General features: G+C 40.8%; 15 protein-coding genes. 8 read left to right on the forward strand and 7 right to left on the reverse strand.

Annotation, left to right across the window (positions count from 1 at the left end):
• Nucleotides 1-271 precede the first annotated feature (271 nt).
• Complete coding sequence (locus AAZR19_RS00420; RefSeq protein ID WP_434702074.1) at nt 272-1,654, forward strand: hemolysin family protein; 1,383 nt, start codon at nt 272-274, stop codon at nt 1,652-1,654.
• 90 nt (nt 1,655-1,744) lie between these two features.
• Nucleotides 1,745-2,137 carry a hypothetical protein gene (locus tag AAZR19_RS00425; protein WP_034282242.1) on the forward strand — a complete coding sequence of 131 codons (393 nt, stop codon included), beginning with the start codon at nt 1,745-1,747 and terminating at the stop codon, nt 2,135-2,137.
• On the opposite strand, the gene crcB (AAZR19_RS00430) is transcribed toward AAZR19_RS00425, so the two are convergent.
• Genes crcB (AAZR19_RS00430) through AAZR19_RS00440 form a run of 3 tightly spaced genes read right to left on the reverse strand, consistent with a single transcriptional unit; the run spans nt 2,134 to nt 3,616 of the window.
• On the reverse strand, nt 2,134-2,499 hold the full coding sequence (gene crcB / locus AAZR19_RS00430) for a fluoride efflux transporter CrcB (protein WP_434702075.1): 366 nt from the start codon (nt 2,497-2,499) through the stop codon (nt 2,134-2,136). The genes AAZR19_RS00425 and crcB (AAZR19_RS00430) overlap by 4 nt on opposite strands.
• Nucleotides 2,500-2,895: a fluoride efflux transporter CrcB gene (gene crcB / locus AAZR19_RS00435; protein WP_056766047.1), complete on the reverse strand. Its 396-nt coding sequence runs from the start codon at nt 2,893-2,895 to the stop codon at nt 2,500-2,502.
• Between the two features lie 4 nt (nt 2,896-2,899).
• A complete protein-coding gene (locus tag AAZR19_RS00440) occupies nt 2,900-3,616 on the reverse strand; it encodes a glycerophosphodiester phosphodiesterase (RefSeq protein ID WP_056766049.1) in 717 nt (238 codons plus the stop codon).
• A gap of 305 nt (nt 3,617-3,921) precedes the next feature.
• Between AAZR19_RS00440 and AAZR19_RS00445 the strand changes: the two genes are divergently transcribed.
• From AAZR19_RS00445 to AAZR19_RS00455, 3 genes are all read left to right on the forward strand, one after another.
• On the forward strand, nt 3,922-4,023 hold the full coding sequence (locus AAZR19_RS00445) for a YhdX family protein (protein WP_017360338.1): 102 nt from the start codon (nt 3,922-3,924) through the stop codon (nt 4,021-4,023).
• A 164-nt stretch (nt 4,024-4,187) separates the two neighbouring features.
• Nucleotides 4,188-5,276 (forward strand): mechanosensitive ion channel family protein, encoded by a 1,089-nt coding sequence (locus AAZR19_RS00450; RefSeq protein WP_395894441.1) that lies wholly within the window; start codon nt 4,188-4,190, stop codon nt 5,274-5,276.
• Nucleotides 5,277-5,305: 29 nt separating this feature from the next.
• The gene (locus AAZR19_RS00455; protein WP_434702285.1) at nt 5,306-6,037 is read left to right on the forward strand and encodes an NAD-dependent protein deacylase; all 732 of its coding nucleotides are present in this window, start codon (nt 5,306-5,308) and stop codon (nt 6,035-6,037) included.
• A gap of 39 nt (nt 6,038-6,076) precedes the next feature.
• On the opposite strand, the gene AAZR19_RS00460 is transcribed toward AAZR19_RS00455, so the two are convergent.
• Nucleotides 6,077-6,931: a polysaccharide deacetylase family protein gene (locus tag AAZR19_RS00460; protein ID WP_041109926.1), complete on the reverse strand. Its 855-nt coding sequence runs from the start codon at nt 6,929-6,931 to the stop codon at nt 6,077-6,079.
• Nucleotides 6,932-7,227: 296 nt separating this feature from the next.
• Here AAZR19_RS00460 and dat point away from each other — a divergent pair, with 296 nt between their 5' ends.
• Nucleotides 7,228-8,085, forward strand: coding sequence for a D-amino-acid transaminase (dat, locus tag AAZR19_RS00465; protein ID WP_434702076.1), 858 nt, complete (start codon nt 7,228-7,230; stop codon nt 8,083-8,085).
• A gap of 46 nt (nt 8,086-8,131) precedes the next feature.
• Here dat and AAZR19_RS00470 read toward each other — a convergent pair whose 3' ends face one another.
• Nucleotides 8,132-8,638 (reverse strand): universal stress protein, encoded by a 507-nt coding sequence (locus AAZR19_RS00470; protein WP_434702077.1) that lies wholly within the window; start codon nt 8,636-8,638, stop codon nt 8,132-8,134.
• A 556-nt stretch (nt 8,639-9,194) separates the two neighbouring features.
• Between AAZR19_RS00470 and AAZR19_RS00475 the strand changes: the two genes are divergently transcribed.
• A complete protein-coding gene (locus tag AAZR19_RS00475) occupies nt 9,195-10,952 on the forward strand; it encodes an ABC transporter ATP-binding protein (protein ID WP_034282232.1) in 1,758 nt (585 codons plus the stop codon).
• Nucleotides 10,949-12,964: an ABC transporter ATP-binding protein gene (locus AAZR19_RS00480; RefSeq protein WP_076839455.1), complete on the forward strand. Its 2,016-nt coding sequence runs from the start codon at nt 10,949-10,951 to the stop codon at nt 12,962-12,964. The genes AAZR19_RS00475 and AAZR19_RS00480 overlap by 4 nt, the downstream gene beginning before the upstream one ends.
• Before the next feature lie 118 nt (nt 12,965-13,082).
• Here the strand turns inward: AAZR19_RS00480 and AAZR19_RS00485 are convergent, their stop codons facing one another.
• Both AAZR19_RS00485 and AAZR19_RS00490 read right to left on the reverse strand, forming a co-directional pair.
• The gene (locus AAZR19_RS00485; protein ID WP_041109935.1) at nt 13,083-13,700 is read right to left on the reverse strand and encodes an NAD(P)-dependent oxidoreductase; all 618 of its coding nucleotides are present in this window, start codon (nt 13,698-13,700) and stop codon (nt 13,083-13,085) included.
• A 285-nt stretch (nt 13,701-13,985) separates the two neighbouring features.
• Complete coding sequence (locus AAZR19_RS00490; protein WP_024425744.1) at nt 13,986-14,189, reverse strand: alpha/beta-type small acid-soluble spore protein; 204 nt, start codon at nt 14,187-14,189, stop codon at nt 13,986-13,988.
• Between the last annotated feature and the right edge of the window lie 70 nt (nt 14,190-14,259).

Raw genomic sequence — 14,259 nt, forward strand, 5'->3', positions numbered from 1 at the left:
CTGCCAATAAGAAGAAACAGAGGAGGATTTCCCTCAATTTAGTCAGTCATGTCAAAAACAGCATGATGATACAGGAATTTTCAGATTATTTATGGTAAGATAAAATGAATACCGTTTCATATATATGTAGTGAGGCGGAATTTTACGTGAACCGGAGGTGGTTAAGTGGGGCCCTCAATGTAGTCTTATTTAATCAGTTAACCGTTTTGCAAAACATAACATCATCAATCAGGAGGTGACTCCTTGTTCTTCTAAGAAAGAGCAAGGTTAAATGGACGATATTGTTAATCTGAGTATAGTCGGTGTTTTGATTGCTTTAACAGCTTTCTTTGTTGCATCTGAATTTGCCATAGTAAAGGTGAGAAGTTCAAGAATTAATCAGCTTGTTGCCGAAGGGTCCAAAAAGGCCATCATGGCGAAAAAGGTGACATCAAGGCTAGATGAATATTTGTCAGCCTGTCAGCTCGGTATTACAGTGACATCCCTTGGTTTAGGGTGGATTGGTAAGCCGGCTGTGAAAGAACTTTTGGTTCGAGGTTTTGGTTTGACAAACATTCCTGATTCAGCAATCAGCCTGATCTCAGCAACACTTGCGTTCTCTATTATTACCTTTTTGCATGTAGTTGTAGGTGAGCTTGCACCAAAAACGCTTGCCATTCAAAAGGCGGAAAAAATGACGCTATGGCTGTCAGGCCCGCTGCATGCATTTTATATCCTTATGTTCCCTTTCATTTATGTGTTAAACGGGTCAGCCCGTGTGCTTACTAAAATGATGGGTATCGATATGGGGTCTGAAAAAGAACATTCCCATTCTGAAGAGGAATTGAAGATTTTATTATCTGAGAGCTTAAAAAATGGGGAAATCAACCCATCAGAATATAATTATATGAACAAGATTTTCGATTTTGATAATCGAATTGCCAGAGAGATCATGATACCGCGGAGAGAAATTTGTGCGATTCCAGAAGATATGCCGTTAGATGATATCCTCGCCATCATGACACAGGAAAAGTATACACGTTTCCCTGTGTTTTCAGGAGATAAAGACCATGTCATCGGCATGCTGAACAAAAAGCAGCTCTTTGCAGATCTTGTGTATCAAGGAGAAAAAGATCAACTGAAAATTCAAGATTATATATATCCAGTGATAGAGGTCATTGACACGATTCCTATTCAAGAGCTTCTCGTCAAAATGCAGCGTGATAGAATGCATATGGCGATCTTAACTGACGAATATGGCGGAACGTCTGGACTTGTCACAACGGAAGATATTTTAGAAGAGATTGTCGGAGATATTCGAGATGAATTCGATGAAGATGAGCAGCCAGTTATTCAAAAAAGAGCGGATCATCATTATGTTTTAGATGGCAAAGTGAGATTAGATGAAGTTCAAGATTTGATCGAGATCTCTTATCATGATGAGGAAATTGATACAATCGGCGGACTCATCTTAAAAGAGAATATTGATATCAGAGAAGGACAATCCGTCTATCTTGATGATATTCGAATGAAAGTGCTGGAAATGGATGGACGCTACGTTAAAAAGATCGATTTGAAAAAAGGCGTCACATCGTCAGAAAAAGGCAGCGCACGCACTGGGCTTGATTTAAAGGAGCCGCTGCTAGTAAACGAAATGACCTTGAGCGAAAAATAAGCTCAAGGTTTTTTTAGGTATTTAGTCTCTTTTAAAAGAATGTATGTTCGATATATAATAAGAACAAACGTTCGATAGAGGGGGATGGACATGCTTTGGTATGAAACAGCAAGTATCACGGAGAAAAAAACCTCAATGAAACGAATTGAGTTTCATTTAAAGAATTTCAAAAATTATCAAGCAGCAATCTTAAATATCGAAAGGCAGCTTGAAAAAAGAAGCCCGCATCATCTCGACCACATGACACGGAAAAAGTTAGAAGAGCAAAAAAGTCAGTATGAACTCATCGTTGCTTGTATTGAAACGGCATTAAAAGAGTTGGACGAAATAGAGCAGCAGCTCATCGATTACAAATATTTTCGAGATTGGCGGATGGCAAAGTGTGCAATGGAAATTGGCTATAGTGAAAAAACACTCTTTTTGATGAAGCGCCAGCTCATGGATCAGCTGCTCATCAGCTTAGCCGCTATTACAAATATTTAAAAAAGATGCTGGCCTATTTGATAAAACGCAGCAAAGAGACATAAAGATCCGATGATTGTGACCAATAAGTAGACAGCAAGAAGTCCAATTTGCCGCTCACACAGCATGGACGCAGCCTCTACACTAAATGTAGAGAAGGTTGTAAAACCACCGAAAAACCCAGTACCAATGATCATAAGCAGCGGATCATTGTCAGTTACTGCACCTGTCAGTAAACCTAAACCGGCAGCGCCGAGTAAGTTGATGAGAATAATACTATACGGAAAACGAGTATGAAACTTGGTTTTCTGAATCGATTGACTGAGGAAAAAACGAAGGGTACTGCCCATCCCGCCGGCAACAGCTGTATAAAATACAATCATTTATCTGCTTCCTTTCGGCTGCTCATTTTGTTGAAAGAGACGCTGAGCGGTGATCAGCCCACATAAGGCAGCGCCCACTCCAGCAATCACTGAGAGTATAATGTACATGATACTTGATGTGAACAGTCCATCCTGTAATAAGAGAACCGTTTCTTTAGAAAAAGTGGACATTGTCGTAAAACCACCGCAAAATCCTGTTCCGATCAAAGCAGCAAGATATTTTTTTCCCTTCCGAAACATAAAATACCCTGTTGAAAAGCCAAGAAGCAGACTGCCTGTCATGTTTTCAATCAGTGTTGCATAGGGGAATGTCTGGCTGACAACGGATTGGCTAAGTTCATATCTGCAAAGGGTACCAACCAATCCACCGATAAATACGGCGAGATATGCTTTCATTTAATCATTTCTCCTTTAGAAAAAATGGCGGGTGATCCGTCACCACTCCATCAATGTGGTATGTTTTAATCCTGTCGGCTGTTTTTTGATCTTTCACTGTCCATATAAAGACATCCATTCCAAATGAGTGGATGCGATCAATCCACCATCTGTTGATCATCGTTTTCTTCATATTAAGGCAATCCGCAAAGGAGCTGTACTCCACTAATTTCCTTTTCGTCAGTTTAAAGGCAGAGGGTTTTATAATAAAAGCTGTTCGAAGAGAAGGGGCGTAAGCTTTGACTCTTTGAAGTGCATTGGCATCAAAAGATTGAACCATGATGTGACGGGAATAGGCAAACCGGTTGATGATGTCGACAACTGCCTTTTCAATCCCAATCTGCCGTTTTGGATGCTTGATCTCAATCAGTATCCCGACACGCTGACTGTATCTTTCAAGAATTTCCTGTAAGGTGGGAATTCGTTCGTTGGCGTACTGAGAATCGAACCAGCTTCCTGCATCTAATTTCTTCAGCCGATCAAGTGTATAACTTTTCACTAAGCCGCTTCCGTTGCTCGTTCGATCAACAGTATCATCATGGATGACGGCTACGTGCTGATCCATTGTCAGCTGGACGTCTAACTCAATATAATCCGCACCCTGCTGAACAGCTAAATCAAATGCAGCGATTGTATTTTCTGGGGCAGCGCTTGAGGACCCTCTATGCGCAATAATATACACATGCTCCAGCTCCTGACATAAGTTCTGGTCTTATCATATCAAATTTTTGCTGTTTTTCCTTCTTTACTATATGGTACGAGGGAGAGCTGTATGTAATGGAACATGGCATATGGTGAGAAAGCATCGTGTATGAAAGGTGAAAAGTTGCAGGAATATCCCAAGCTCTTATTGAGTAAATCTGAACTACATCATTTTTTCTTCGATCAATTTTGTCCAAATCGTCAGCGTTCGTCAAAATATTAGTGCTTTCGTCATGTTGACTGAAAATTCTGATGTTTTATAATGATGAAAAGGAGGCGAGATGATTGGGTAAAGGGAGAATTAGAGTGGAAGAACGTATTAAGGCCGAAACGGATGCTGAAATGTTTAAAGCGACTCTCCTTGATCAGGCTCAGAAGAAAAAGTAGTTTGCTGCCCGTCGATATGTCTCTAGCCAAAATTTCATATTTGAACTTCATGCCTCGGGATCTGTCCCGAGGCTTTTTATGTAGAGGTCAGACATTTAAGAGAGGACATGAACGAAGGTTATATTATAAACTAGAGAGGATTGTTTTAAAGGAGAGAGACAGACATGTTTACACAAAAATGGATGGATACATATTTTACAGTAGATATTGCGATCCAAATTGGTATTAGCCTTTGTATTTTATTGCTTTTTTTATTGCTTCGGAAAGTATTTACGAAGTATTTATTTCAGCTTCTGTTTAGGCTGACGAATCGGTCTAAAACGGAGGTCATTAACCAAATTGTTGTGGCATTTGAAAAACCAGCCAGGCTGTTTTTCGTGGCACTTGGTTTATATTTTGCGTTAAGACAGGCACCATACTTTGAGCACCATATGGATGTCATCATTAAATTGTATAGATCCTCAATTATATTGATGCTGACGTGGGGGCTTTGTAATTTAACCGCTGCATCTTCTTTCTTGTTTCAAAAGGTCAATTCGAAATTTGAATTAGATATGGATGATATTTTAGCACCATTTTTATCAAAGGTACTTCGCTTCATTATTATTGCACTGAGTATTAGTGTCATTGCACAAGAATTTAATTATGACGTAAATGGACTTGTGGCAGGTCTTGGTCTAGGTGGTCTAGCCTTTGCGCTCGCCGCTCAGGATACAGTGGCTAACTTTTTTGGAGGGATTGTCATCATTACAGAGAAGCCTTTTACGATGGGCGACTTTGTGGAGACACCAAGTGTTCTTGGGACTGTGGAGGACATTACATTTCGAAGTACAAGGTTTCGAACACCTGCTGAAGCCGTCGTGACCGTTCCGAATTCTACGCTTTCTAAGGAGCCAATCACAAACTGGACAAGAATGAATAAACGTCAGATTACGTTCTCTGTTCGCGTTTCCTACAATACACCAAAGGAAAATATTGATAGGTGTATTAAGCGTCTCAAACAGATGCTTCACGAGCATGATGGTGTGCATAAGGAGACAATCATGGTAAATCTCGATGTACTGGCAGACAGCTATTTGAACTTGTTTTTCAACTTTTACACAAACACGACAGCTTGGTCTGAAAACCTTGATATTAAGCAGGATATTAACTATCGCATCATAGATATTTTCCACGAGGAAGGCGTAGAATTTGCTTTCCCTGGTCAGGCCATTTATATGAAACAAAAAGGTGAGAAGCAGCTGGGTGAATAAAGGAGGAATGATGCGTGGACCAAACAAAGGTGGATGTGTTAAGAGAGAAATTATCGCAGGCTTCACATATCACAGTACTCTCAGGTGCAGGTATGAGTACAGAATCCGGTATTCCTGATTTTAGATCAACGGGTGGTCTGTGGACAGAAGATACTTCCCGCATGGAAGCGATGAGCCGGTCCTACTTTTTATCAAACCCTCATCAATTCTGGCCGAAATTTAAGGAATTGTTTCAGATGAAAATGAGTGGAGAATATGAGCCAAATAGCGGGCACACCTTTTTAGCCAGCCTTGAGCGACAAGGGAAACATGTGGATATTTTTACCCAAAATATTGACGGTCTTCATAAAAAGGCGGGAAGCCAGCATGTATATGAACTCCATGGCTCCATTCAAACGGCCACTTGTCCATCGTGCCAGGCGGTATATGATCTGCCTTATTTATTAAAAGAGGAGGTGCCGGTCTGTCAAAGGGTTTCCTCAGACGGCAGTACGTGTGGACGTGTGCTAAAAACAGATGTTGTCCTATTTGGCGATATGGTCAAACATTTAGATCAAGTGGAGATATCACTTCAGAAAACGGACATGCTTCTCGTCATGGGGACTTCCCTGGAGGTAGCGCCAGCAAGGTATATTCCAGAAGATGCAGCTCATGATCCTTCCATCTTCATGGTGATGATGAATTTGAGTGAAACAGAATTCGATCCGCTTTTTGATCTTGTCTTTCATGAGCGAATTGGTGATCTCGTGAAAGCTTTATAAATCATTAAAAACCCGCATCCTAAAGGTGCGGGTTTTACTTTATTGCTGCAGCGGCTTCATTGTTTCATCAAGGACTTCAAATGTATAGCCCTTTGCCTTTAGCTGCGTAATTAAGCTGCTTAAGTATTTTGCCGTCGCCGGCTGATCATGCATTAAGATGATTTTTGGTTCTTTTGGATATTTTGTCTCCAGCACTTGCAGCTGATTTAATACCTCTGGTACATATTTTGAGCTTTTATATTTCCAGTCAAGACTGTCAATGGTCCAGTCCCAGTAGACAAAGCCTTTTTGTTTTAAACGTGCCTTTTGCTGATCGGTTAAATTTGGGGTGCTGCCATAAGGTGTTCTTACAAGATGGGTATACTCACCTGTGACAGAAGCCAAAATGCGCTGATCTTCCTTCATCTCGTTTACAGGAGAATCTTTTTTTTGATAAAAGCGTTTCACATCATGGGTGATGCCATGAAGCCCTAATTGATGACCTTCTTGATGGAGTCTTTTCACAGCTGCCGGGTGTTCTTTAATCTGCGGTCCGAGCATAAAGAATGTGGCTTTCACTTGATGCGCTTTTAGCACATCTAACAGCTGATTTGAAGTCGCTGATGGACCATCATCAAAGGTTAAAAAGATCGTTTGATCCGTTACATGTTTATTTGAATTGATCTTAAAATGTGCATCTAATGTTTTCCGAGAAGCATCTTTTGCTTTCATACTAGTGCTTGTGTCCCTAAATTGACTGCTCGCAGACAATTTCGCCGGCTGATCTGCTGCCTGCATATTGGTTTTGGACATATCCCAAATAAAAAAGAGGATCAGTGTCAGGATGACAAAACCAATCGCCTTTGAGAGCAGCATTGTGTTTGAAGGTGTCTGTTTTTTTTTAACCCGTTGCATTACAATCGCTCCAATAAATCAAAAATTTGTGTCGAATCATGTAGTGGATTCTGTCTTTTTTCGCTGTTTTTTGTCGTGTTTATATGGAGTAAGTATACAGGAAAAAAGAGCCTATGAATATAGAAGATGCTAAAAAATTGGAATCTTTTTGGTTATCAATCTATATTTGTTACAATGAAAGGTTATCCATTTCATATGATGTGAAATAATTCTGAATAATCATTGAAACGAACCCATTTATCCGCTAAGATAGCATCAGATTCAACCATTAATGCAAAGCGAAGGGGAGATTCCATATGAAAATATTGTACAATGGAGATTTCATTGAAAAAAAGGATGCACATGTTGATATTGAGGACAGAGGCTATCAATTTGGTGACGGAGTCTATGAGGTCATCCGTGTATACAATGGTACTTTGTTTACGTTAAAGGAACATACAGAGCGTCTGTTCAAGAGTGCAAAGGAAATTGGCATTCATCTGCAAGGTACAGTATCTGAAATGGAAGAAAAGTTACAACAGCTCGTCGCTCACAATCAATTAACAGATGGCGGTGTGTATATTCAAGTCACGCGGGGTGTCGCCCCTCGTAAACATCAATATAGTAATTCTCTTACTCCTCAAATCACGGCATATACGTTCCAGGTGAAAAAGCCTGTTCAAGAGCAGAAAGCTGGGGCAAAGGCCATTTTATCTGAGGATCTTCGCTGGTTAAGGTGTGATATCAAAAGCTTAAACCTTTTATATAACATCATGGAAAAGCAGAAAGCATCTGAAGCTGGTGCGTTTGAAGCAATCCTTGTGAGAGACGGTTTTGTGACCGAGGGAACCTCCTCGAATGTATATGCCGTGATTGATGGCGTGATTCGTACTCACCCTGCAAACAATCTCATTTTAAACGGCATTACTCGTAGAAAGCTGCTGGAGGTATGTGAGGAAGAAGGGTGTACTGTTGAAGAAACTCGTATAAGCAAAGAAGAACTGCTGCGCGCTCAGGAAATCTTCATCAGCTCGACGACAGCTGAAGTCATTCCGATTGTTGAAATAGATGGCGAGCCAGTAGGGGAAGGCGTTCCAGGCAAGCTGACAAAGCGTGTACAGGAAGGCTTCCAGCAAAAAATTAAACATGAAAGTGAAGCATCGATCTCTTCATAAATAAAAAAAGGCTGTAAACCAATGTTTACAGCCTTTTGTGATGCGTTTATTTCACAATAAGCACAGGTATATCTGATTTTGCTGATAACTTTTCACTCACACTGCCAAACAGCATTTTTTTCAATCTGCTTTGGTCACGTGCTCCCATGACGATGAGGTCTGCTGATATTTCCTCCGCATATTCGATAATCGCTTCCGCTGGTTCTCCTTCTACAATTTCAATGGCAGCCTCAAACTGCTCCTCATTTAAAAGCATTCTTGCTTCCGCAACGACCTCTTCTGTATGGTCTTCAAAAATCAAGGGATTTTGCTGTTCATCATGAGGTACATATACAGGGGGTGTTTGAAGATCTGCCGTACCGCCGCCGATATAAGCTCCGCCAGTCATTGGGCGCGGCACATCAAACACCTGTCTGTCTGTTTTGCCATCATGTGCATAGGTAACGGTCAGCTTGGCATGTAAGGTTTTAGCTAAAGCGATTGCCTTTTTTAATGCTTTCTTACTGTCTTCATGTCCATCAAACGCAACGACCATCCGATCAGCTTGAAACAATGTCCTCATTCCTTTCAAAAGGAGTCTTTACACTCATGGTATACCCGTTAATAGAAAAAGATACACATAAGGAAGATTGATTTTTGTTAGAAAATTTCATTTATTGAAAAATATTTATTGACAAAATGGTGACAGCCGCTATAAGATAAAAAAAGATTCAAGAGCCAAAAGGAGGAAATGTCATGTGCAACATTGGAAGAATGAAACCAAACTGCATGAATGGGTTGATTCACGTGACAATTACACCTTCATTGGTCATTGAAAAGGAACTCGTCTGTTCCAATTGATCGGATGAATCAAGGCGTATGTTGCGTATTTGTCAACATGCGCCTTTTTACATGACGAAAAGAGGCGTACCAGCCAGCTGGTGGCCTCTTTTTTTGTTGAATTCATTTCGCATTTCGAAATAAAGGGATGAAAAACAACAAGTAAATGAAGAGGAGTGAAAGCATGTGAACATGCCAAAATCAAGACAAATGACAAAACCTCAAAAAACGAAACAAGGTGACTTGCAGGAAAATTTAGAAAGCGGCTAGCTTGAAAAGGAGAGACAAACATGTTTTCAGTATTTGCGAAATTAGGCTGGTTCTTTAAACAAGAGTGGAGGCGTTATACGATTGCTATTACGCTCCTGCTCATTGTGAATGTGCTTGAAATGCTGCCGCCAAGATACCTTGGCCAGGCAGTTGATGACATTCGTTCTGGTCAATTTACAACATCCAGTATTGTGTTTTATGTGACCATTTTTTGCTTACTAGGTGTCGTCGTCTATACACTTACATATTTTTGGATGTATCAGTTATTTGGCGGCGCAAATGTCATGGAGCGTGTGATGCGTGGGAAACTGATGCGCCACTTGCTTAAGATGACGCCTACCTTTTATGAAAAGAAAAAAACCGGCAACTTAATGGCATTAGGTACAAACGACTTGAATGCTGTGGCCTTAACAACAGGCTTCGGCGTTCTGACCTTGGTTGATTCCACTGCTTATATGCTGATGATCTTCTTTACGATGGGGCTGACGATTAGCTGGAAATTAACCTTAATGGCGATTATTCCTATGCCGCTGATGGCGCTCTTGATTGCGTTTTATGGAAGCAAAATCCATGAGCGCTTTACAGTCGCTCAAGATGCATTTGGAGATATGAACGATCGCGTTCTTGAATCAGTGGCAGGTGTCCGGGTCATTCGGTCTTTTGTGCAGGAGAAACAAGATGTCGAACGCTTTCGAGAAATGACAGATGATGTATTTCAAAAAAACATGCGAGTGGCGATCATTGATTCTTTGTTTGAACCGACAGTGAAATTACTTGTGGGGATCAGCTACTTAATCGGAATCGGCTACGGAGCCTATCTCGTGTTCCAAAGTGATTTAACCATTGGGGAGCTTGTTGCATTTAACGTCTATCTTGGCATGATGATCTGGCCAATGTTTGCGATCGGCGAATTGATTAATATTATGCAAAGAGGAAATGCGTCGTTAGACCGGTTAAATCATACACTCAGCTACAAGCCGGACGTAACAGATGCTGCTCAGCCGAAAACGTTACAAGAGCCTGGAGATATTGAGTTTGATCATGTGACATTCAGGTATCCAACTTCATCTAAAGATAATCTCATTGATGTGTCCTTTACCGTTCGAAAAGGACAGACGATTGGGATTACAGGCAAAACGGGAAGCGGCAAAACGACCATTGTCAAACAGCTTCTGCGCCAGTACCCGGCAGGTGATGGGCAAATCTTGCTATCAGGTGTTCCAATCCAAGACATTGAGTTAGATCAGTTATTTCAATGGATCGGATACGTCCCTCAGGATCATATTCTTTTCTCAAAAAGTGTGGAACAGAATATGCGCTTTGGTCATCGGGACGCGAAACAAGATGAGTTAGCACAAGCAATTAAGGATGCTTACTTTGAAAAGGATCTACGCCTTCTGCCAGAGGGTCTGGAGACCATGGTTGGGGAAAAAGGTGTGGCGCTCTCAGGCGGACAAAAACAGCGAATATCCATTGCACGTGCTTTATTAATTGATCCAGACATTTTAATTCTGGATGACTCATTATCTGCTGTAGATGCAAAAACAGAAACCGCTATCCTAGAAAATCTAAGACAAAACCGTCATGGCAAAACGACGTTTATTACAACTCATCGCCTATCAGCTGTAGAACATGCGGATCTCATTCTTGTCATGGAAGAAGGACGCATTGTCCAAAAGGGCACCCACAACGAGCTCATCCAGCAGGATGGGTGGTACAAAGAACAATTTTTGCGTCAGCAGCTAACAAATCAGCTGGAAGGAGGGGATGAGGCATGACAACAGGAAGAAGACTCCTTGCCTACGCACTCCTATATAAGAAAGTATTGTCTGTTGCCTTAATCTTTCTCATGATTGCAGTTGGTGCTGAGCTGACAGGGCCATTTATTGGGAAGAAAATGATTGATGATCACATTTTAGGTGTAGAAAAACCGTATGTCGAGGTCCATGAAAAGACAGACAAAACCGTTTATTACCAGGGAAATAACTATATACGAAGCGATCGATTAAATAATGGAATGGATTCTGGAAAGCAAATCAATGTAGTGCAAGTCGGGTTCGGTTACTATTTTGTGAATGAGCCGATTCGTTTTGATGGAAACAGAAAAATATCGGGAGATCAGCTCACCATTGATAATGGGAACGAGCGTGAAACCTATGAGGTAAAGCGTTTATCAAAAGAGGAGATTTTCGCTTTTTATCAGCCAGAAATCAGTGGTTTGGTGCAGCTTGTTCTATTTTATCTAGGACTGCTCATCGTTGCGATTTTCTTTCAGTATGGGCAGCATTATTTGCTCCAGAGGATTGCAAATCGAATTATTCAAAAAATGAGGGTAGACGTATTTGAGCACATCCAAACGCTGCCGATCCGATATTTTGATAATTTACCGGCTGGAAAAGTTGTCGCGAGGATTACAAATGACACGGAAACCATTCGTGATTTATATGTAACGGTCCTTGCAAATTTCGTGACAAGTGCTATTTACATGATTGGGATTTACATTGCCATGTTTTTATTAAATGTGAAGCTGGCACTCATCTGTTTGGTCGCTGTACCGATTATTTTCCTTTGGTCGATGACTTATAGAAAGTTTGCATCAGTGTACAATCACCGCATTCGTTCAATCATCAGTGAAATCAATGCCAAACTAAATGAAGCCATTCAAGGGATGACAATCATTCAAGCGTTTCGTCATGAAAAAGCGACGCAAGAGGAATTTGATGAGCTGAACAACAATCACTTTCGATATCAGCGAAAGATGTTGCATTTAAATTCACTTCTTTCACATAACTTGGTTAACCTGCTGCGAAATTTAGCATATGTGGCACTCATTTGGTATTTTGGTGGTGCGTCGCTAAGTGCGACAGGCATTGTGTCCATTGGTGTGCTCTATGCATTTGTCGATTATTTAAATCGATTGTTCCAGCCGATTACAGGCATTGTGAATCAGTTCTCTAGGTTGGAGTTAGCAAGGGTTTCATCGGAAAGGGTTTTCCGATTATTAGATGAACCAGGAACAGAAGTTGAAGAACCTGTTCAGAAGAAGCTGGAGGGACACGTTCAGTTCAAAGATGTCACCTTTGCTTATAATGAAGGGAAAAATGTCTTAAAGAACATTACGTTTGAAGCGAAGAAAGGTCAAACGGTTGCACTAGTGGGGCATACTGGTTCTGGGAAAAGCTCGATCATGAACTTGCTGCTGCGTTTTTATGACATTCAGAAAGGAGACATTCTCATAGATGGTGAAAGCATTTATGATCAGTCGCGCCAAACGCTGCGTAAACAAATGGGCATCGTGCTGCAAGACCCGTATTTATTTTCTGGAACGATTGCCTCCAATGTCAGCTTAGGGAATGAAGACATCAAAAGAGAAACCATTGAATCCTCATTAAAGCAAGTAGGTGCCGCAGAGTTATTGAAGCACCTGCCAGAAGGCTTTGATGAACCAGTCGTTGAAAAGGGAAGCACCCTTTCCTCGGGGGAACGTCAGTTGATTTCATTTGCGCGCGCATTGGCGTATGATCCAGCGATTTTAATTTTAGATGAAGCTACAGCCAACATTGATACAGAAACAGAAGCGATCATTCAGCGGGCACTTGATGTAGTCAAAGAAGGACGGACGACTTTTGTGATTGCTCACCGATTATCCACCATTAAGAAAGCCGATATGATCTTGGTGTTAGAAAAAGGTGAAATCGTCGAGCGTGGCAGTCATGAACAACTCATGCAGCAAGAAGGGCTGTATGCACAAATGTATGAACTGCAAAAAGGTGCTGTTGCCAACAGCTGATGAATAGTAGAAAAAAAGAGCCTCTTCCAATTGAATGAGGCTCTTTTCCTTTGCATGAAAAAGTCGAGGATTCTGTTCTCGACTTTTACTGATTATATTGTTTGGACAGGCTGCATCATCAATAAGCGATGCCGACGCGTTGATGTACAAACTCCTTCGAATTTAACTGCTGATATAAAAAGTGTGCGGTATCTTCAACTGAAATTTTCTTTCCATCTATAGGGAGAAAATCTTTCTCATAGCGATATGACCGTGTCACTTCTCCATTTGGTAAATAGGTTGGACAAATAATGGTCCAATCTAGATCAGTCGATTGAAGGATTTCAAACGCTTTCGCATGCTCTTTAGCTGCTCGGGAAGTGGTCCGTCTTGATTCATTTGTTTCAAAACGGTAGAGCTCCGGCTGCTTTCTTGCTTTTAAAATACCTGCTGTACCAATTGTAATAATTCTAGATGTATTTGTTTGCTTCATGGCTTGTACGATATGCTCCATTGAAACAGATAATGTATCATCACCATCTGTTGATAGACAGCTCACAACAATATCTGCTCCTTTGATTGTCTCAAGCACATCTTCCCGATTTCTTGAATTGCCGGTGACTTGAAACATACCCGCAAGCATTTCTTCTCGGTTTGTCCGAATCAATGAACGAACCATGTAACGATCATCTACTTGAACGAAACGAAGAAATGCTTGTCCTACACGTCCATGAGCACCGAAAAGAGCTATTTTCATCTGTTCGATCCCTCCACTACATACTATAAGTGAAAAGAACCCAAAATGGTACAACTTTTATGTGATGCTTTTTTTATAAAGGTGAAAGGACCGAATACTATGAGCATATTCATATAATAGAGAGATCCCTACAAATTGTAAAAGTTCAAAGTTCATACCAGAAATAATGTCCATGAAGATCCGCTCCTTTCTACTACATGATATGAGCTGAAAGGAGTTTGGTGAGGGATAAAAACAAAAAAAGAAGACACCATAAGAGGTGCCTTCTATGATCCAAATATGAAATTAAGCTTTTGTTCCGCCAAGGTTTTGTTGAGCGAAAGACACAAGACGTTTTGTAATTTCTCCACCAACTGAACCGTTAGCACGAGATGTTGTTTCTGCTCCAAGGTTTACACCAAATTCAGAAGCGATTTCGTATTTCATTTGATCGATCGCTTGCTCTGCTCCAGGAACTAGTAATTGGTTTGAACTATTAGAATTTGCCATGATGTGATTCTCCTTTTTGTATATGATTTGTTTTTTTGGTTGGGTTTGCTGGAATCGCACCAGCGAAATG

It is taken from the genome of Bacillus sp. Je.9.29.b (assembly GCF_051129925.1).
GTDB lineage: Bacteria > Bacillota > Bacilli > Bacillales > Bacillaceae > Bacillus > Bacillus safensis.